Consider the following 20,923-nt stretch of genomic DNA (forward strand, 5'->3'; position numbering starts at 1 on the left):
AATAAAGTCTGATTTTAAATAGAACTATCAATAAACTCTAAATAAGATAACTAGCAAAGACTAATTTATAGAGACTTTTAGTCTCTATCCACCCCCTACTTTTATATATTATGTTTTTTATTCACTTCCTTCCAATTCATCTGGTAAAGGCATAATTTCATCACTTGTACCAATTTGTTCTTTTATCTTTGCGGCAATTTCATTTGCTATATCAGCATTTTCTTTCAAAAACACCTTTGCATTTTCTCTACCTTGCCCAATCTTTTTGTCACCATAAGAAAGCCAAGCACCACTTTTATCGATAATATCAAGCTTCACACCATAATCAATGATCTCACCCTCTTTGCTTATGCCCTCACCAAACATAATATCAAATTCTGCCTCCCTGAATGGTGGTGCAACCTTATTTTTCACCACTTTTGCCTTCGCACGATTTCCGATGATATTATCGCTTTGCTTAAGTGTGGCCACTTTTCTGATATCCACACGCACACTAGCATAGAATTTTAACGCATTACCACCTGTTGTTGTTTCTGGACTACCATAACCCATAGCACCAATCTTCATACGAATTTGGTTGATAAAAATCACTGTAGTATTCATCCTTGACAATACACCTGTGATTTTACGCAAAGCATGACTCATAAGTCTTGCTTGCAAACCAACATGTTGATCGCCCATATCCCCATCAATCTCTGCTTTAGGCGTTAAAGCCGCAACAGAATCTACAACAATCAAATCAACTCCACCACTACATGCAATCGTCTCTAAAATGCTTAAAGCTTGTTCACCATTATCTGGTTGACTTACCAATAGATTCTCTGTATCAACACCAAGATTTTTTGCATAATACACATCGAGTGCATGTTCAGCATCAATAAAAGCACACACGCCACCATTCTTCTGACACTCCGCAATAACTTGCAATGAAAGTGTTGTTTTACCACTTGACTCTGGTCCATAAATTTCAATGATTCTGCCCTTTGGAATACCACCAATACCAAGTGCCAAATCAAGCCCCAATGAGCCTGTGGATATAGAATCTATCTTTTCCACCTGCTTGTCTCCAAGCCTTATAAGCACACCCTTGCCAAAGGCTTTATCTACTTGTTTCATCGCATTTTCAAGTGCTTTTTGTTTATTTGGATCAATCGCCATTGTTACCCTTTATTCAGTAATATTTATAGGATTCTAGCATGATAATGTAGATTTTAAAAACGAAAATATTTTATTATGGAATTTATGTTTTAGATTTTTAAGCCATATTGATAGGAGATTTAAACATATTATATGGTTTTAACAAAAAAGACTGCATTACACAACACACACTATTTTAAGCTATGTTTGTAAAATTTTAGCCTAAGATATACTAAATCTCTGATACCTTTTATAAACTATATAAAACATAGTAGAAATACGATGCACATCACAAAATAGACGCAAATCCTGCTTAATATAATCCCTCTAAATATTGACGCATATTTATATGCTATCAAATCTGCATTGATTTATGCTACACTTACAAGCTTTAAATTACAACATAAAGAAGTCTAATATGCAAATAACATGGCAAACAAAAGAAGCTCAACAAATCGATGTACTCTCGCAAAGAAACAGCCTTTATCCCTTTCCACATAAAGAAATAGCACAGCATATAATGAATACACAACACAAGAAAAAGCAAAAAGCTAATAAAGAAAATCCAATTATTAGCAAAAAGATTCTCAATATTGTTGGTCGGACAAATGCAAAATATAATCTCATTAAAGAGGGAGATAAAATCTTACTAGGACTAAGTGGCGGTAAGGACTCTATGTTGCTTGCAACTATTTTTGCCTATATGCAAAAACATGCACCTTTTAAATTCGAATTTCTTGCTATGACGGTTGATTATGGTAGAGGTGGTGAATATGAATATATTTTTGAATATTGCAAAAAATTAGATATTCCCTATGAACTTAATCGTACACAAATCTTTAAAATACTTGAAAATCACAAAAAAGAAGGTACAATTTATTGCTCATTTTGTTCGCGCATGAGACGTGGTGAACTTTATAGTATGGCATTAGAAAGAGGGTTTAATAAGATTGCATTAGCACATCATTTAGATGATGCCGCAGAAAGTTTTATGATGAATCTTACTTACAATGGTGCTTTGCGTTCTATGCCTCCTTACTACAAAGCACAAAATGGACTTGGTGTTATCCGTCCGCTTATCTTTGTGCGTGAACGACAAATTATAGATTTTATTGCAAGCAATAAAATCTATATCGCACCTGATTGCAATTGCCCAATAAATTGGCTACCAGAAGATAAGAGACCAAAAGCTAGGGCTGCAAACAAAGAGTTATTAAAAGAATTGGAATCTAAAAACCCAAATCTATTTAAATCGCTAAAAAATGCCTTTAGTAACATCCATGTGCAAAGCTTTTGTGATGAAAGGTTTATGGATTCTGAATAAATATATATAATAAGTTAAAGTTTAAGCAGCAGGGCATAGGCTTAGAGTAAAAAGATTGTGTGAAGACATCATAAATAAACACCAACATTGCATTTGCATGCAGATAACCCCAAAGCCATAGCTGTATTACTTCAGCATGATATCAAATAAGGCACCGCTACAATAATATATTATATATTAGGATTTATAATATATTATTCACATAGGTATGCAGGAAAGTTCCTTGTCAAAAAATTGACATCTGCTTAATACTTTCATCTATAGATTTGATAACCATATTGTTAGATTTAACACAAATCTACTATATTATTGGGCAAAAGTAATCTATAAAACCATATTATTACTAAAAAAATAAATAATAAAATTGACATTAACATATGTGGTTAAACCTAATTACTATTATCATATTATTCTAATATATCAAAGGCTATTCTTAAAATCAATATTGTTTATTCTAATGAATAAATTAGTTTGTATTGTTATTAGCATAGTGCTATTGTCAATATTTATTTCGAAACAATCTGGCACCTGTGTAGGTATATTAACCACATATCTATTAAAAAATTCAACCTCCCTAAATTTCCTATATCATTACTCGCTGAAACTTACCAGCACACAATAATTATACATGATAAACAAAGATATGTCTGGCTTTCCTCTGTTTATTCAATTAATTGATATACAACTCAATATGACTAAAAAGGATATTCCGTAAATATACCTTCATGAAGCAAATTATGTATGTTGAAATAAGTTTTAGATACTACATCTTTAACCCCATGGGAACTAGGCTTGAAGATAAAAACCTTAATTGAAAAATCAGTTACAGTATCTTATGCAATTTATAAAAATTTTTATAAATTTACACTTACTTAAAAATAGATATTCAATTCAGCCTCTATGTGTGATATATGTGAAAGGTATATCAAGTTATTTGATAGCATAGAGTCAAAAGTCACTGAAACATATAATTTAGAAACGAATTATTTAAAGTACTGTGTTACAATTATTAGAAGGTTGTGAATTAAAGGGGTAGTTATGCAATATAGCGAACATTTGGGTTTCAATAAGTATGCTATTATATGTGGTAATGGACCAAGTCTTGCAGAGATAGATTACAAAAGGTTACCCTTAGAATACGATGTATTTCGTTGTAATCAATTTTATTTCGAAGACAAATATTATATGGGCAAAAGGGTAAAATTTGCGTTTGCCAATCCATCTGTTCTTTTTGAGCAATCATACACCTATAGAACGCTATCATATACAAAAGAATATGAAATAGATAACATTGTTGTTTCGAATTTTAATCTTAATCATATAGATTCGTGCTATTTGCAATATTTGTATATTTATGATGACATAATTTGTGGCTCAAGACAACTTGCTAGACTCAAAGACTTTTATGCTTTTATACGCTATAACGAACTCTATTGTGAAAGACGCATAACTTCCGGAATCTACATGTGTGCATTTGCTGTTGCATTAGGGTATAAGGAAATCTATATAGCAGGTATCGATTTGTATAGTACGAAAGAAGCTTATGCCTTTGATATTATGCAGCAAAATCTACTAACAATAGTCCCATCGTTTAGCACCACGCCGAGCAGCTGTCATGCAAAAGAAATAGATGTTGAGGCCCTGTTTTTTTTAGAGCAACATTATAATGTAAAATTTTATAGTGTATGCCTAGGTAGTCCGCTGAATGAATATATACCATTAGCAAATTTGCATAATAATACGACACTGCAAATAGTACAAAAAACAGAAAAGTCCATAAGAGATATGCTTATACCCCCTGCAAGTGCCTATAAAAAACTAAATTATGGTATAGAAATTCAATCACAGCACAACCCACTCGATCATACAAAGGAACAACAAGAGTACAAGAAAATGCTAAGGAATAACAGTATATATAGACTTTATAGAGACTTCATAAGATTTCCAAAAGCCGTATATTACTATGTGAAAGGTTATAAGATATGCAGAAAATTAAAACAATCAATCAAAAACAATAGGAACGTAATATGACATACGCGCTCCAAGGACAATCTATTTTCTTAACAGCACTAAAGACATTGCATTGTTGCGCCTTTATATATTTTTTCATACCTGACACATATTGCTATAGAAAGCAATACATATATGAGGGGTTATGTATTGCATAATAGTAAATCGCATATTATAACGAAAGATGTGCTAGGTCTTGGGGGAGGGGTAAGTTATAGAGAATTGTCTTTCGAAAAATATGCAGATTTAAAGAAACTCACATTTTTAAGCAAACACTACAATGTAAAATTTTATAGCCTATGCCCAAATAGCCCACTGACAAGCTATTTTCCTTTGGCACCCATTACAGGCAATACTTTCATACCCAGTAAGAAACCAGACAACTATACAAAGGACATCTTAATACCAAAAGGTAATGGGGTAGAATCTATGCGAGACATTTTAAGACTTGATTTACATTTGTATGATGAAGACGTTAGGAAGAGAAATAGAATTAAAAACAACATTTACTTTAGAATTTTTGATGATTTAATGCGACTACCAAGAGATATTAAACATTATCTTCAGAATTTAAAAAAGGGGTAATCATGACTGCAGTAAAGATAGGACATTTAGATATTGATGAATCTAAGCCACCGCTTGTTGTTCCAGAGATTGGCATAAACCATAATGGTAGCTTGGAGATAGCAAAACTTATGGTGGATTCTGCTTTTAGAGCTGGTGCCCAAGTTATCAAACATCAAACGCACATTGTAGATGATGAAATGTGTAGTGCGGCACAACAAGTAATCCCAGGCAATGCAAATACAAGTATTTATGACATCATGAAAAAATGTGCTCTAAGTTTTCATGACGAACTTACATTAAAAGAATACGCGGAAAAGAAAGGATTAATGTACCTTAGCACACCCTTCTCAAGAGCAGCCGCAAACAGACTGCAAGATATGGGTGTAAGTGCATTTAAGATAGGTAGTGGGGAATGCAATAATTATCCATTATTGAAACACATTGCGGGCTTTAGAAAACCTGTTATTTTAAGTACAGGCATGAATAACATAGAAACTATTACTAAAAGTGTAAAGATTTTCAGAGATTTTGAAATTCCATTTATATTGTTACATACAACTAACCTCTATCCCACACCCCCACATCTTGTACGACTTAATGCGATGTTGAGACTTAAAGAGGAATTTCAATGTCTTGTTGGTTTAAGTGATCACAGCACAAACAACCTTGCATGTCTTGGTGCAGTGGCACTTGGTGCATGTGTGTTGGAGAGACACTTTACGGATTCCATGGAGAGAAGTGGTCCTGATATTATCTGTTCCATGGATGAACATGCCTTAAGAGATCTGATTATACAAAGCAAAGAACTATTTATTATGAAGGGTGTGTTGACAGAACCCAAGATAGCTACTCAAGAAGAACAAGTAACAATTGATTTTGCTTTTGCAAGCATTGTAAGTATCAAACCTATCAAAAAAGGTGAAATCTTAGATATGTCCAATATTTGGGTAAAAAGACCAGGTAAAGGTGGTATCCATGCGTCAGAATTTGAAAATATATTAGGTAAAAAAGCAATGAGAGACATTGCAGAGAATGTACAGATTCAGTATGAGGATTTCGCTTGATCCACTTGATTGCTTAAAAATGTGTTATGTTTCATGGCACTAAAATTCTAAAGATAGGAAGTAAAGGGACGTAGAGATTGAAAAAGATAGTTTTTGTAAGCGGAACACGTGCTGATTTTTCAAAAATAAAATCCTTGATGCTAAAAATTGAAAAATCAAATGACTTTGAACTGCATATATTTGCAACAGGTATGCACTTAAGCAAGCAGTTTGGCTTAACTGTAAGAGAGATAGAAAAGTCTAACTTTAAACATATTTACAAGTTCATTAATCATGACAGGTATTATCAGATGGATTTAGCTTTGTCACACACTATTGATGGATTTTCAAAGTTTATTGCTGAATATGAACCAGATCTAATTGTAGTGCACGGCGACAGAGTAGAACCATTAGCTGCTAGTATTGTCGGAGCATTAAATAATATCCTAGTAGCACACATCGAGGGTGGTGAAATATCTGGTACAATAGATGATAGCATTCGCCATGCTATTTCAAAATTAGCACACATCCATTTAGTTAATGATTCTAAGGCTAAAAAGAGACTAATACAACTTGGAGAAGATAAAAATGCTATATTTATTATCGGTTCGCCAGACTTAGATATTTTGGATAGCGACAGCATAAATTTAGAGGAAGCAAAAAGGTATTATAACATGAGTTTTCAAGAATATGCTATTGTTATGTTTCATCCTGTAACAACAGAATTAGATTCTATGAGAAAACAAACAGATGAACTTGTAATGGCACTTCAAGAAAGTGAAGAAAACTATATTATCATTTATCCCAACAATGATTTAGGATTTAATTTTATTCTAGAATCTTATGAGATATTACGAAATAACCCACGTTTTAAATTCTACCCATCTATTCGATTTGAATATTTTATTGCGTTTTTAAAAAATGCAAAATTTTTAATCGGCAATTCAAGCTGTTTATTAAAAGAAGCCCCTTATTTGGGCATCCCTAGTATCAATGTCGGTACAAGACAAAATGGTAGAATGGGAAGTACATGTCCTAGCGTGTTCCATGTGAATGCACAAAAAAGTGATATACTTTACACGATAAGCAAAGCAAAGACCTTCAAGCATCAACATAAAAATCACAAAGCAAGAAGAAAAAGTGATGAGTTGTTTTTTGATTTATTACAAAAAGGTATATTTTTTACTATACCAAAGCAGAAGAAATTTCTAGATATATAAGACTTATTTATTAAACTAAATGGTATTTTATACAAGGAGATATGATGCAACTCTTACGATATATTAAGACTTTGTTTAAAACAAATACGGCAAACAAGATGTTACACAATATACATTTGCAAACACTAGATTCATTTACACCCACAAATGTTTTAACGCAAATCAATAATATTTGGACATATAAAGCAGCCATGGGGGGGGGGGGGACGTCCCGCCATTATATCGGTGCGATGATAATGCGAAAGATACAAAATCCGCACTTAATCCATGGGCATTCATTCGTGTAAAGAATGAAGAAACCACTTTGCGTGCGAGTTTAGATTCTATCTTACCTGCAATTCAGCGAGGAGTAATTGGCTATAATGACTGCACAGATAGAAGCGAAGCTATAATCTTGGATTTTTGTAAACAACACGCAAGCTTTATTCCAGTAAAATATCCCCATGAAGTAATGTTAGAAAATCCACAACATGAATACAACAAACTGCATTATTATTATAAATTTGTACTAGAGCATATTCCTAAAAATGAATGGTTTATCAAAATAGATGTTGATCATATCTATAATGCAAAAATACTTTTTCAGACGTTTTATTTACCACAAATACAGAAACACGCCGTTGTCTATCCGAGAATAAATTTTATTGTAAAAAAAGAGCAAAATTTACATAAAATTTATATACAAAACAATGGTGTAAATGGTTTCGTTGATGGTTATGATCAATTATTGATATGCAACAAAAACATTGATTTTGTCGAACGAAAAACATCTAAATCTGCACAATGGATTGATAAAAGCAGTCATGCAAATATATTATATTCTGAACAACAGGTCGTACCAAATAATATAGTCTATATCAATGCACCGCTTACACAATGGCACTTTCCAGCTGTAAAGCAGAGGAGGCATGATTTTAGTGGGCATCTAGACATAATGACATTACAAACTTTTAAGGAATATAATAAGCATCTTATTGGCTCAAAAATACCTAGCTGTATGCTTGAAGAAGATTTGATAAGATCAATATATGATCAATTTGAGCTAAATTAATCTAAAGTCTTAATCAATAATACAAATAGCTACTCTCTTATTCTGCATTTCAATCATATCTCTTCCAGTATGTCCGATCAAAGAAATCTGCCTCATTAAGCAAAGCCTCAAAGGGCTTATACCTCTCTTTATACCCCATAGATTTATGGTTCTTAATCCAATATCCTGGGTAAAAATATTTAAGGTTAAGTTTTTTTGCAAGATTTAATAACAATATAATGTTAAGCGTCCCCAAACTAAGCTTCTCATAATCATGATCGTAAAAAAAATAATTTGCACTCATAGAGCTAAGGACAATATCAAAATAACTTACACCAATAAGCCTACCATCACGATACAAACACATTTCATAGCCAAAATATTCACTGCCAGCAACAAAGGAGTTTGTATAACGTGCCATATCGATATTATTCATACTCCAATTTTTCTTACGCATCATTTTGGTATGATATTTTACATATAAACACACACGTGCATCATTTGTCAGAGGTCTTCGTATTTGTATAAGAGTGTCGCTATTTTTTTTTAGAATCCGCTTCATATTAACACTTATCTGAAACTCATCAACAAGCTGTCGTATAGTGATACATTCCTTACAATTTGGACATTGGGGCACAAAGAAATACTCTCCAAAGCGACGATAGCCACGCTCAAGCAAACCTTGATAAAAGTATGGTGTGCAATCCTTGATACCCAAATATCTAAACTGACTTTCTTTATTTGCAAAGTAAGAACAAGGATGAAGCTCTGAAAAAAAATCAAAATATTCCATAATCCACCATTATTTCCTAGTGTAAAATACTTTTTTATAAGTTTTTATTGCAATAAAATAGAAGATAGGAATATCTAATAGATTGACAAGTGATTTAATACCATAATCAAATAAAAAAAGCATAAAAACATCATAGTAGGGCAGAACACCAAAAAATGCAATATGAAAAAATACAAACGTATCAACACATTGTGCTACACATGCACTCACACCATTACGAAACCACCAAAGACTAGGAAATTTTTTCTTCAACTGATAAAATATCACAACATCTAAAAACTGCGCCACAAAAAACGCACTCACACTAGCGACTGCGATACGCAATGCGATATGTGGCTCATTTGAAATAAATGCAATCGCACAAGATGGTAAAAATGCAAATAAAAGTCCATAACGCAATGCCCTCAACACATCTTTTCTACTATGTTTTTCGCTTAACACATCCATAATCAAAAATGAAAGTGGGTAAGTTAATGCCCCATAGGTGACATGATTTAGTTCTAATGTTATGTTGAAAAAAGGGATATGCACACTACCGATTGTAAAACTTACGAGGTAGTTGGAAGCCACTATCACACATGTAAACAACATAACAGCAACAACAAAAGTGTTCTCACTCATTTGTTTTTCTTGTGGCGGCACATAACTCATGCTATTTCTCCCTTGTGCAATTCTGATAGTTTTAACACAAACTCTACTTCACTTTTTGTAATGCGCAACTCCTTAGAAATCGCATCTATCGTGTAACCATTCTTAAAAAGTTCTAGAATCTGCTTTTCATTTCGCTGTTGCGATGGTGCATTAAAATGACCAAGACTTCGCAATCTCTCCTCTAATACCAAAATTTTATCTTCAAAATATTCTCTATCACTTTGCAGTCCATGCTGCAATGATAAAATATCTGCCTTTAAATCTGCTACCGCTTTCAAAGATTCTGCATTTGGTTTTGTATCAAGAGTGCGTTTTTCATTCTCCATAATCCATTTCTGTATCTTATAAATTTCTTTATATATATCTTCAATAGAAGCCTCAAGTCGCACAAACTTTTTTGCACTTTCCTTTTCTTTGAGTGAAACATAAAGCAATACGATAATAATCATAAGAATAAATAATCCTGCCATAATAACACTCATTGTCTCATAGCTAAGATTTGTTGCACTTGTAATATTCATATAGCCCCTTTCATTATTATTGTAGTTTTTGTGTTTTGCGCGCTTTAAGCGCTTCTCTTTCTATCCCCACAATATAACTATCATAATCTCTTAAATCCCTATCCGCCATTGTTTGCACCTGTAAAACCTGTGTATCCTTTGCAACCGCAAATAATGGTACACAACGCACTGGAAATACAGGCAAAAAGAGTCTCACATAATATTGTGAATCTGGTATAAGCGAAGCAGAATCTAAAATGATAATTCCATGCCCTAATTGCTTGGTGTGAATATTGTATTGCAATGGAATATAATGCACCGAAGAACCCGCTATAAGATTCTCAAGATGTTCTAACTTCTTGTAAATATGCACAAGCATTTCACCAAGCACTGCTGTACCACCACCACATTTACAATCGCCACTTTTTGCCTTAAGTGAGGATAGCCATTTATCAATAGAATTTCCATGTAGCTGTGTGATAACTTCATATTCTTTGATAGCCTCTAACCTTATAGAATCATCAAGGACTTGCAGCTCCACATTTAAACTAGCATCAACTAGGCGTGTTTCTAAATCCATACTAAAACCTCACTATGCTGTCCAAAATGATAAAAAATAAAAAAACAAAGCCTAAATATCCATTTGTTGTAAAAAATGCACGTGGAATATTTTTAAAATCTTTTCTCACAATCAAATGCTCATAAAAAAGCATACAGGCTGATAAAATAAGCCCAATGATAGCAAGATGATAAGTTGTGCTAAAACGCAAAAATAATGCCCAAAAGAACACGGTAAGGATATGAAAAATACGTGCAATCTGTAATGCATTCTCAGAACCAAAATATGCAGGTATGGAATATAAATTATGCTTTTTATCATGTTCTATATCCTGCAAAGAATATAATATATCAAAACCTGCCACCCAAAATAATACCCCAAGACTAAGAAAAATAGTCCATAAATGCACCTCACCGCTCACTGCAATATCTCCAGCAATAGGGGCTAAACCAAGTGATAAACCAAGTACCAAATGCGCAAGATAAGAAAATCTCTTCATCACGCTATAAATACCAAGGATAAATAAAAAAGGTATAGAAAGCTTGAAAGCTAAATCATTAATAAAATAACTCACAAGGATAAACAATAATGCATTTACACTACAAAAAAGTAGTAATGCTGAAAACCCTAAACGACCATCAACACTTGGACGATTTTTTGTGCGTTCATTTGTGGAATCTATATCTCTATCGCAAAGTCGATTAAATGCCATAGCAAAATTACGTGCAGTTATTAAGGCTATAGCACACAAAAAAAGCGTTTTAAAACCAAAAAAACCATCACCATGAAATGCATTTGATGATACAATCATAGCAATTACAATAAAACTTGCACTAAAAATAGTATGCTCAAACATTACCAATTCGCTTAAGGTTTGTAATTGCTTTTTTAATTTTTCCATGAGAAACCGCACTTTCATTATAAAACTAATAAACTCTATTATGCTTTACGTCTGCACTTCATACCCATGTATTGCATAATTATTTGTTTAAACTTTTAACTATAACTTAAAATTGCTGAAAAATCAATAAGACAATTTGCCTTTTTACTTATTATACACTTCTTTCAAGCATTGCCTTACTAACATTTATGAGTACTAGCAAAATAATATATAAATAATTGAATTATTTCTATTAATTGCTTATCATTATGAGTAGCCTTAGTGAATCAAAAACATATAATAGCGGCTTAATAAATATTAGCAAACTTGCATACAAATACAATAAACACACTAAAACTTTCCACAAAGATAAAATTCAAATAATCTTTATCTTACATTCAATAACATGCAAATGCATAGTTTTTTGGTATTTTTTGCTAGAATTATAATTCTATGTTTATTTGAATACATTTACTAAAGAGGTTATGTTTTGGAAACAACATTATCACCAAATATTCACATGCTTGAACAAAAGCTTAATTATACATTCAAAAATAAAAAGAAATTAGCAGAAGCATTGGCACACAAATCTTTTAAAAAACCATACAACAATGAACGTTTGGAGTTTTTGGGTGATGCTGTGCTAGATTTAGTTGTGGGGGAGTATCTCTTTGAGACTTTTTCACAAAAAAATGAAGGCTCATTGTCAAAAATGCGTGCATCTTTAGTGAATGAAGCCTCATTTTGTAAGCTTGCCCAATCCATTAATTTAGGTAAATATCTCAATTTATCTGCTTCAGAGATCAATAATGGAGGAAGGTTAAAGGCTAGTATTTTAAGCAATGCTTTTGAGGCTATTATGGCGGTAATCTATCTTGAATCTGGGTTAGAGACAGTAAAGCGTGTGTTTTACCCCATTTTACACAACGAGTTTCATATCGATGAAGAATTATTGTCAAAGGATTATAAATCAGGTTTGCAAGAATATACGCAAGAGAGGTTTGGTTGCACCCCAAGTTATGAAATGCTCTCACAAGAGGGACCAGATCATAATAAAGTCTTTACTATGCAAGTAAAGATTCAAGATAAAATATATGCAAGTGCAAATGGCACAAGCAAGAAAGCAGCTCAACAGGCTGCAGCAAAACTCACACTGCAAATCTTACAACAAACATAATATCCACAGGATAGCACTTTTATAGTCTGCAAGACTAGTGATGTTATGTTATAAGCAGTACTTTGGATAAAAATCAATATATCATCTCTTAAGATTTTGTCAAGTAGCAATGAATTTTAAAGATAGAATCTAAGTACTTCCTATAAAATTATCCAACAAATTGGACTGCAATTTATTCTAAGAAGCCTTATCTAGATTATTTTTTATCAAGCTTTCTCCCTAATTTACATAATAATACTCTTCTATGTAACTTTTTCATACAATTATTTTAAGTATCAAGTACTTAAAATCTAGCCATGATAATGCACAATAATTTAATAATATAAAGACCAACACACATGTCTCACAAGAAATTTTAATACAAGTATAAGTTTTCTTGCATTTATAATGAATCTCACCGCACTCCATATAATAAATATTGTCAAATTTTGATAAGCTTAAATCTTTATGAGAAATAACCTTAAAGATCAAAGAAATGGGCTGATATTTCCATATTACAATCTTTAGGGACTTGAAAATAATAGATCTTTAATTCTATACTGCATTGATAATGACTTTATGCTCTTACATATTTCAATAGATAGAATCTAATATCATAAAATTAATATGAAACAAAAAAACGGGAAACACAAGTTAACTTACATGACCACCTAGAAAAGATACTTAACCATCATATATTATCTCTAAGAGTAATATTCTAAATTGCAATCTTATCTACACCTTTGAAGTATAAAATTTAAAACTATACATTATTGTGCTATACTTTAACACATGAGCTTATCTAACTATACTCTAAAAACATGTGGAATCTTTTTTATAATACAATGAAATCATATAGAAATATCTTCACATACCGTTGCATTCTGTGTTCATAATGCATTAGGTAAATGTATTTAAGAGTTTAGCAACAAATAAACAAAGAAAGGAAAAACATGGCAAAAGATGCAAATGGAGTGACTTTAAATGCAGGTGATAGTGTTAGTGTTATTAAGGATTTAAAAGTAAAGGGTGCACAAAGCACAATCAAACGAGGAACAACGATAAAAAACATACGACTAACAAGCAAAGATGATGAAATCGAAGCTAAAATAGATAAATGTGGTGTCATAGTCTTAAAAACTTGTTTCTTGAAAAAAATTTGACATCCACTACAATCTTTTCTTATCTCTCATTGATAAAAGTTGTTGTATTACACAATATTCTACTAATAGAAATACAAGCAATACAAAGAAGTAGATATTCTTCTGATGTATAGGTTTTAAAACTCGTATGCAAAGGTTGTTAATGGGAGTTTTAGAATCTCATGTCCCCTTGCAACATTACACGCTGCTTATAATAACCTATAAAACATAAAAAAGAGGCAAAACTATTAAATAGAAAACACTAGATGAAAGCTAATATATATAAAGTATAAAAAAGAAAGAGGCGAAAAGCCCCTTTATAGTAGAAGTAAAAACGCTAACACGATACTGTGTAATCAGACTGCACAAATAGATACTAAATACTTATCGCTAAGCCTGATGGTTAAAACAAGTTTATAAACCCATATATTACAACTTAAAAGGATTTTCAACAACCTTTTTCCTATCTACAACATAAGGTATAAGTGCCATATGTCTAGCTCGTTTAATAGCTACTTCAACCCTTTCTTGCCACTTCTTAGAGTTTCCTGTAAGTCGGCGTGGCATAATCTTATAACGCTCTGAGAGAGAATGTTTCAAAAGCTCAACATCTTTATAATCAATAAAATCAATCTTTGCCTCTGTATATTTACAATACCTTTTTGAATATTTTTTTCTTTCCATAATATACTTTTCCTTTCACATAAAATTTATTAACATCTAAAATGGAATCTCTTCTTCGTCAATATCAATAACTGGTGGCTCAATACTGCTACCCTGCATTGTCATGGCATTATCTTGCTGCATATTGGGTGAATATGGATTACCAACATTCCTTTGATATGACTGGGGCTGATAACCTTGCTGCTGAGTATAGTTAGAATCATAACCGCCATTATAGTTAGCTGCCTGTTCATGAGTATTTTGCCCATACTCACCTTGCTGTCTTGTATCAAGCATCTGCATACTCTCAGCAATAATCGTATGCTTACTCCTTTTACCACCTTGCTGATCAGTCCATGTCTCAAAGTTAAGGCGACCTTCTATGAGTACTTTAGAACCTTTCCTTAAATATTGATTTGCGACCTCAGCAGTGCGTCCAAAAAGGGTTACATCAATAAAGCAAGTATCATCCACTTGCATACCATCAGACTTTTTGTATCTACGATTAGATGCTAACCCAAAGGTTGCAAGTGCGGCACCTGTATTTAGATAACGCAACTCAACATCTCTCGTAAGATTGCCTACCATAATCACCCTATTAAACATAGCAACAAGCCTTCCCTAGTATTTTAAAGCTCCGCTTGAGAAGACGAATCCTCACTCACTACACTTTCTTTCTTCTGTGTTTTTTCTACCCTATCTTCATCTTTTCTTAGAGTTCTAGGCTTCTCAGGCTTTTTTGCTCTTTCAACAAGAGTTTTCCACGCTTCTTGCTCTTTTTTGCTCTCATATTTAATTACAATAAAACGCAATACTTCTTCATTAATGCCATACAATCGCTCAAGCTCTGCAATCAAAGTTGGATTTGCTTTAAAGTAAATACCAAAATAATAACCTCGGCTATTTTTCTTTATCTGATATGCTAAGTTACGCATACCCATATCTAAACAAGTCTCAATCTGACCACCATTTTTCAAGATGACTTCTTTAAAAAAATCTATCTTTGCCTTAATTTCCTCTTCGACAAGAGTCGGTTTTAAAATAAACATCGTCTCATAATGACGCATAGAATCTCCTTATGGTTTCCGCCCCAAACAACTAGTGCAAGTTCGGAGCAAGGTTTTGAGACTGAATTGTATCATAAAATTTGTTGAATTGCGATTAAATGTTGCATAACCACATCCTTTCCTTGCAATTGTTGCACACGCCACATATTTATAATATCAAACAGCATAAGATACTTTTCTGTTGTAATCTTAAGACTTCGTTTTTGCCACACATTAAAAAGTTGAGGCGGAGCCTTATAACCCAACACTTCCTTAGAATCCATATTGCCATGCATTCTTGAGTGTCCATAAAGCTTAAATAGGATATAAAAGTATCGCGTAATCTCACGCAAGAGTTCCATGTTGTCCATACCTTCGTCGTGCAATATCTGCAATGTTGAGGTCAAATGTCCTTGTTTATCAAATAAACAATTCAGTAAAGATTCCAATTTTACATCACCAAGACTGTAGCTTAGCTCCTCTATTAACTGCGGAGTAATTGTTTCATAATAAATAAATTTTTCAAGCTCATTATATGCAATAGCCAAATCATCATGTTGCACATCCAGTAAAAAATTAAGCAACGATGAGTCTATTTTTAAACCAAGTTCACATGCTCTATTATACAGAATCTTCACCATATCATCTCGAAATGGGGGATAAAGTCTTACTTCAAACACTTCTTTTAACTTTGCTGTTGGCTTAAAAAGTGTCGCCATAGCCTTAAATCTTTTTGCATATTCAGCATCTGTAATTGTTGGCGACTTTAAAAGTTCTACAATAAGGAAACTATTAGGATTATGTTCAAGTATGTATAATATATCTTGCATTTGTTTTTTATTTAATGTCGCATAAAGTCTTAATACTAGGATATTTATCCCACCAAAAAGACTATTAACACCTAAATAATTCAACACCTCTTGATGGTCATATTCCTCAAAATATATACGCCGACACTCACCATCAAGTTTTTTTAAAATCATATCAGAATAATATGAGATTAAAAAATCACTATCACCATAGAGCAAAATAGCTCGTGGTACCTCATGTGATAAAAGCTTATCAAGCATTACCCTTGTCATATCATCTACTCACATCTCAATCTATATGTATCTAACACAACAGGTTTGTATTATACACCACCTTTACCTCAAGAATCTAAAAACCTGAAACTAAAGCAAAGTATATATCCTAGATTCTAAACTTTTGATAATGGCACTTGCATACTCTCATATAAACTATTATACACATCTTCGCCCATAAGTGCCTTTGCGATAGCTAAACCAAATAAAATAGCAGTTGCAGGACCAGCAGAAGTAATTACATTATCTCTTACCACAACAGCTTCATTCAGTCTTTTTGCATTTATGCCACTTTCACAACCAGGATAACAGGTAAATTCACCCGATATTACACCTGCCTTATTGAGTACAATTGGTGATGCACAAATTGCTCCCACAATTTTCCCTTTTTTATGTAATGTCTGTATAATCTCTATAATCTTGTCATTATTGCAAAGGTTTTTCATACCTTCAGATCCGCCCGCAAGGGCAATTCCATCAAGAGAATTCACATCAACACTTGATAAAGCCACCTCCGCTTTAATCTCAATGCCGTTTGCACCTTTAACATTACCCACAGAATCCAAGCCAGCTATCAAGACTTCTACATCAGTCCTTCGCAATACATCAACAACGCCTATAAATTCAGCCTCTTCAAAACCCTGTGCTAATGGGACTAATACACGTTTCATAATCTCTCCTAAATCTAATTTAATGGTGCTGGATTTTATGCAAAATTATTCAAGGCTTAGCAAATGCAAAATAATTATTGCCTTTCACCTGCAAATAATGTAAAATACGCCAAATTATCATGTATGACTTTTCATCATGATACTTAACAATATTTAGTATTTCAGGATAGTTATGCAATCTTTATTTCACATCGTGCTTGTAGAACCACAGATTCCACAAAATACAGGTAACATCGGTAGGCTTTGCGTTGCAGCACATACGACATTACACTTAATACACCCTCTAGGATTTAGCACAAAACAAAAAGATTTAAAACGTGCTGGACTTGACTACTGGCAATATCTAGAGGTTTATGAGTGGAATAACTTAGAATCTTTTTGGCAGACATATGTGCCAAATACCACACACTTCTTCTTTAGCACAAAAGCAAGCAAGGTATATTTTGATGCAAATTTAAAAGATGGTGGTTTCTTATACTTTGGTAGAGAAGATGCAGGGCTACCTCCACACATCTTAGAATCTTATGCAAATCAAGTCTATAAGATTCCAATGCAAAAAGGAGTACGCAGCATTAATCTTGCAACAAGCGTAGGTGCAGTATTATATGAGGGTGTGCGTCAGTCTTGCGTATATGAACGTTGGAAATAATACTTTAAAATTATCTAAAAAGCCATAAAATTGCATAATGCTTTCAATCAATATAGGGTGAGAATAATAAATTTCAAAAAAATAGATTCTAAAACTTGCTATAAAAACAACAAAACGCTACAATATTTACAATCTATTGTAGGAGTAAGTTATGTTTGATGAAATACAATTTGGAAAAATTAATCGTTTACCAAAATATCTGTTCAGTGCGATTAATGAAATCAAAATGCAGATGCGTCATAACAATGAAGATGTTATTGATTTTTCTATGGGTAACCCAGATGGTATGCCCCCAAAGATTATTATAGATAAACTTTGTGAAAGTGCCAAAAAGCCAAAAAATCAAGGTTATTCTGTAAGTAAAGGTATTTATAAATTAAGATTAGCACTTTGTGAGTGGTATAAACGGCGGTTTAATGTCGAACTTGATCCAAATCTTGAAGTATGTGTTGGCATGGGAAGCAAAGAAGGTTTTGTGCATCTTGTACAAGCAATCACTAATGTTGGCGATTGTGCAATTGTGCCTGAACCTGCTTATCCTATACATTATCACGCTTTTATTATTAATGGTGCTAATGTAAGCACTTTTGGAATCACTTATAATGACAACTATGAACTTGATGAAGAAGCATTTTTTGAATCCTTACAAAAGGCACTTTATGAAAGTTTTCCAAAACCAAAGTTTGTAGTTGTAAATTTTCCACACAATCCTACAACAACAATTGTAAAAAAAGAATTCTATGAAAAGCTTGTAAAATTAGCAAAAAAAGAAAGATTCTATATTATTAGTGATATTGCATATGCAGAGCTTTATTTTGGTGATTTTAAAACACCAAGTATCTTTGAAGTAAAAGGCGCAAAAGATGTTGCTGTAGAGACATATACTCTAAGTAAAAGTTATAATATGGCTGGTTGGCGTATAGGGTTTGTAGCAGGAAACAAGAAGATTATAGAGGCACTACAAAAGATTAAAGGTTGGATTGATTATGGAATCTATACACCAATTCAAGTTGCCGCTACAATTGCCCTAAATAAATGCGATAATGAGGTAATAAAGATCCGAAATACCTATGAAAAACGCATGGAGGTTATGATTGATAGCTTCAAAAAAGCAGGGTGGGAACTGCAAAAACCGCAAGCAAGCATGTTTATTTGGGCAAAGATTCCAGAACAATGTGCACATTTAGGAAGTCTAGAATTTGCAAAACGACTTTTAATCGAAGCAAAAATTGCTGTAAGTCCAGGTGCTGGTTTTGGAAAGGCAGGTGAAGGATATGTGCGTATTGCATTGATTGAAAACGAAAAGCGGATCAGACAAGCTGCAAAAAATCTAAAACAATTTTTAAAGCAATTTAGCGAATAAAATGTTTATTTTTACTTGCTTATTAAATTCTGTCCGTTACAATGAAATCTTCAATAATGAAAGGACATAAAAAATGAAGAAAGTTTTAATTCTTGGTGCTGGTTATGGCAACATAGCCCTCTTAACAAACATCAATAAAGATGTATTTTCCCAAGCAGAATTTACGCTTATTAATAATACCCCCTATCACTATCAAACAATTGGATTGCACGATGTTGCAAGTGGTAAACACGATAAAAGCGTATTGTTTCCTCTACAAGAAATTCTTGATGAAAGAGTGAGATTCTTGCAAGATAGTGTTGTGTCAATAGATTCTAAAAGTGTGAAGTGTATAAATGCTGAATATGAATATGATTACCTAATAGTTGGGCTTGGTTTTAGTGCTGATAGCTTTGGTATACCAGGAGTTGGTGTATATACACAAAGCATCACAAGTTATGATAGTGCAAAAAATATTCATAAAAGTATTGAGGAAAAATTACAAGCCTACATCAATGATAAAGATCCTAAAAATTTATCATTCATTGTATGTGGTGGTGGTTTCACAGGTATTGAGTTTGCTGGTTCCCTAGCACAAGAGGTAAAAAAACAATGTGAAACAAGGGGTATTAATTTTAATCTTGTTAAAATCTATTGTATTGAAGCCATGCCAAAAATTCTGCCAATGTTTAGTGAAAATCTTATGCAACTTGGTGTAAAAAGACTTAGGGAATTAGGTGTTACAATCCTCACAAACTCAAAGATTCTGGAATGCAAGATGAGTTCAGTTGTGATTGAAAAGGATGGAGAGCAAGAAGAAATACCTGCAAATACTATTATTTGGACGGCTGGTGTCAAAGGCAATGAAGTCATAGCAAACTCTAGCTTTTTTAAAAGTGGAAGAAGTAAGGTTGAAGTAGATTCTTATTTGCAACCTATCAATCAAGAAAATATTATGAATAATATTTTTATACTCGGAGATTGTGCAGCATTAAAAGATGAAGCAACAAATAGATTCTATCCACCAACAGCACAATTAGCACAACAACAAGGTGAATATCTAGCACAAATATTAGAGATATATTTATACGCAGAACAAAAGGGAGAGACTTTGCAAAAAGATCTTATCCCTAAATTTGAATTCATCATGCGTGGTAGCGTTTGCTCTATTGGTGCTGGGTATGCAATAGGCGTAATCGGCACAAAAGAAGTAAGCGGATATATTGGCAATATAACAAAGTGGTTTATAGAATCAAAATGGAATTATAAAATTGGAGGTTTTTCAGCAATATTCAAAGATGATTAAAATAAAAGGGTTCTAGGTTGTTTATCACTAGAGAACATAAAAACGTCTCACATTTTGATGCATGATTGTATGATTTAAAAGCCTAGTTTTATTATCTTAAAGCTAGGTAGAATCTCTATAATTAATTATGTCATTCCTTTTTAATAAAGCTT

At 32.8% G+C, this 20,923-nt stretch carries 23 protein-coding genes; 12 read left to right on the forward strand and 11 right to left on the reverse strand.

Annotated features, from left to right (window positions below; genetic code table 11):
* Positions 1–117: 117 nt before the first annotated feature.
* Entirely contained in the window at positions 118–1,158 is a 1,041-nt protein-coding gene (gene recA / locus LS81_RS02790) for a recombinase RecA (protein ID WP_034319887.1), read from the reverse strand.
* Positions 1,159–1,657: 499 nt separating this feature from the next.
* Here recA and LS81_RS02795 point away from each other — a divergent pair, with 499 nt between their 5' ends.
* The 7 genes from LS81_RS02795 to LS81_RS02825 all read left to right on the forward strand — a co-directional run bounded on the left by LS81_RS02795 (position 1,658) and on the right by LS81_RS02825 (position 8,352).
* Entirely contained in the window at positions 1,658–2,461 is an 804-nt protein-coding gene (locus LS81_RS02795; RefSeq protein ID WP_052096614.1) for a tRNA 2-thiocytidine biosynthesis TtcA family protein, read from the forward strand.
* Between the two features lie 1,038 nt (positions 2,462–3,499).
* A complete protein-coding gene (locus LS81_RS02800) occupies positions 3,500–4,492 on the forward strand; it encodes an alpha-2,3-sialyltransferase (RefSeq protein ID WP_052096571.1) in 993 nt (330 codons plus the stop codon).
* An 81-nt stretch (positions 4,493–4,573) separates the two neighbouring features.
* Positions 4,574–5,056, forward strand: a complete 483-nt coding sequence (locus LS81_RS02805) for an alpha-2,3-sialyltransferase (protein WP_473806585.1) — start codon at positions 4,574–4,576, stop codon at positions 5,054–5,056.
* Positions 5,057–5,058: 2 nt separating this feature from the next.
* Positions 5,059–6,102: an N-acetylneuraminate synthase family protein gene (locus LS81_RS02810; protein ID WP_104696497.1), complete on the forward strand. Its 1,044-nt coding sequence runs from the start codon at positions 5,059–5,061 to the stop codon at positions 6,100–6,102.
* A gap of 77 nt (positions 6,103–6,179) precedes the next feature.
* The gene (gene neuC / locus LS81_RS02815; RefSeq protein WP_034346811.1) at positions 6,180–7,301 is read left to right on the forward strand and encodes a UDP-N-acetylglucosamine 2-epimerase; all 1,122 of its coding nucleotides are present in this window, start codon (positions 6,180–6,182) and stop codon (positions 7,299–7,301) included.
* Positions 7,302–7,345: 44 nt separating this feature from the next.
* A complete protein-coding gene (locus tag LS81_RS02820; protein WP_034346812.1) occupies positions 7,346–7,588 on the forward strand; it encodes a hypothetical protein in 243 nt (80 codons plus the stop codon).
* Entirely contained in the window at positions 7,579–8,352 is a 774-nt protein-coding gene (locus LS81_RS02825; RefSeq protein ID WP_233715909.1) for a beta-1,4-N-acetylgalactosaminyltransferase, read from the forward strand. The genes LS81_RS02820 and LS81_RS02825 overlap by 10 nt, the downstream gene beginning before the upstream one ends.
* A gap of 49 nt (positions 8,353–8,401) precedes the next feature.
* Here the strand turns inward: LS81_RS02825 and LS81_RS02830 are convergent, their stop codons facing one another.
* From LS81_RS02830 to mqnP, 5 genes are read right to left on the reverse strand one after another with little or no spacing between them, the layout of a single operon-like run.
* Positions 8,402–9,124 (reverse strand): arginyltransferase, encoded by a 723-nt coding sequence (locus tag LS81_RS02830; RefSeq protein ID WP_034346814.1) that lies wholly within the window; start codon positions 9,122–9,124, stop codon positions 8,402–8,404.
* Between the two features lie 9 nt (positions 9,125–9,133).
* Entirely contained in the window at positions 9,134–9,775 is a 642-nt protein-coding gene (locus LS81_RS02835) for a queuosine precursor transporter (protein ID WP_034319882.1), read from the reverse strand.
* The gene (locus LS81_RS02840) at positions 9,772–10,296 is read right to left on the reverse strand and encodes a DUF6115 domain-containing protein (RefSeq protein WP_034319880.1); all 525 of its coding nucleotides are present in this window, start codon (positions 10,294–10,296) and stop codon (positions 9,772–9,774) included. The genes LS81_RS02835 and LS81_RS02840 overlap by 4 nt, the downstream gene beginning before the upstream one ends.
* A 16-nt stretch (positions 10,297–10,312) precedes the next feature.
* Positions 10,313–10,855, reverse strand: coding sequence for a hypothetical protein (locus tag LS81_RS02845; protein WP_034346815.1), 543 nt, complete (start codon positions 10,853–10,855; stop codon positions 10,313–10,315).
* Between the two features lies 1 nt (position 10,856).
* On the reverse strand, positions 10,857–11,735 hold the full coding sequence (mqnP, locus tag LS81_RS02850; protein WP_034346817.1) for a menaquinone biosynthesis prenyltransferase MqnP: 879 nt from the start codon (positions 11,733–11,735) through the stop codon (positions 10,857–10,859).
* Between the two features lie 469 nt (positions 11,736–12,204).
* Here mqnP and rnc point away from each other — a divergent pair, with 469 nt between their 5' ends.
* Positions 12,205–12,891 carry a ribonuclease III gene (rnc, locus tag LS81_RS02855; RefSeq protein ID WP_034319871.1) on the forward strand — a complete coding sequence of 229 codons (687 nt, stop codon included), beginning with the start codon at positions 12,205–12,207 and terminating at the stop codon, positions 12,889–12,891.
* 932 nt (positions 12,892–13,823) lie between these two features.
* Positions 13,824–14,033, forward strand: coding sequence for an alkylphosphonate utilization protein (locus LS81_RS02860; RefSeq protein ID WP_034346818.1), 210 nt, complete (start codon positions 13,824–13,826; stop codon positions 14,031–14,033).
* A 408-nt stretch (positions 14,034–14,441) separates the two neighbouring features.
* Here the strand turns inward: LS81_RS02860 and rpsR are convergent, their stop codons facing one another.
* From rpsR to LS81_RS02885, 5 genes are all read right to left on the reverse strand, one after another.
* Positions 14,442–14,696, reverse strand: a complete 255-nt coding sequence (gene rpsR, locus LS81_RS02865) for a 30S ribosomal protein S18 (RefSeq protein ID WP_004087751.1) — start codon at positions 14,694–14,696, stop codon at positions 14,442–14,444.
* A 36-nt stretch (positions 14,697–14,732) separates the two neighbouring features.
* Positions 14,733–15,281 (reverse strand): single-stranded DNA-binding protein, encoded by a 549-nt coding sequence (locus LS81_RS02870; protein WP_034346820.1) that lies wholly within the window; start codon positions 15,279–15,281, stop codon positions 14,733–14,735.
* 23 nt (positions 15,282–15,304) lie between these two features.
* Positions 15,305–15,742 (reverse strand): 30S ribosomal protein S6, encoded by a 438-nt coding sequence (gene rpsF, locus LS81_RS02875; protein WP_034346822.1) that lies wholly within the window; start codon positions 15,740–15,742, stop codon positions 15,305–15,307.
* Positions 15,743–15,813: 71 nt separating this feature from the next.
* Complete coding sequence (gene holA, locus LS81_RS02880) at positions 15,814–16,803, reverse strand: DNA polymerase III subunit delta (RefSeq protein ID WP_034346823.1); 990 nt, start codon at positions 16,801–16,803, stop codon at positions 15,814–15,816.
* A gap of 116 nt (positions 16,804–16,919) precedes the next feature.
* Positions 16,920–17,477: a DJ-1 family glyoxalase III gene (locus LS81_RS02885; RefSeq protein ID WP_233715908.1), complete on the reverse strand. Its 558-nt coding sequence runs from the start codon at positions 17,475–17,477 to the stop codon at positions 16,920–16,922.
* 169 nt (positions 17,478–17,646) lie between these two features.
* Between LS81_RS02885 and LS81_RS02890 the strand changes: the two genes are divergently transcribed.
* The 3 genes from LS81_RS02890 (at position 17,647) to LS81_RS02900 (ending at position 20,771) form a co-directional block, all read left to right on the forward strand.
* Positions 17,647–18,123 (forward strand): tRNA (cytidine(34)-2'-O)-methyltransferase, encoded by a 477-nt coding sequence (locus tag LS81_RS02890; protein WP_034346826.1) that lies wholly within the window; start codon positions 17,647–17,649, stop codon positions 18,121–18,123.
* Between the two features lie 151 nt (positions 18,124–18,274).
* Entirely contained in the window at positions 18,275–19,486 is a 1,212-nt protein-coding gene (locus LS81_RS02895) for an LL-diaminopimelate aminotransferase (RefSeq protein WP_034346828.1), read from the forward strand.
* Positions 19,487–19,559: 73 nt separating this feature from the next.
* Entirely contained in the window at positions 19,560–20,771 is a 1,212-nt protein-coding gene (locus LS81_RS02900; protein ID WP_034346829.1) for an NAD(P)/FAD-dependent oxidoreductase, read from the forward strand.
* Positions 20,772–20,923 lie beyond the last annotated feature (152 nt).

This window comes from Helicobacter trogontum, assembly GCF_000765905.2.
GTDB lineage: Bacteria > Campylobacterota > Campylobacteria > Campylobacterales > Helicobacteraceae > Helicobacter_A > Helicobacter_A trogontum.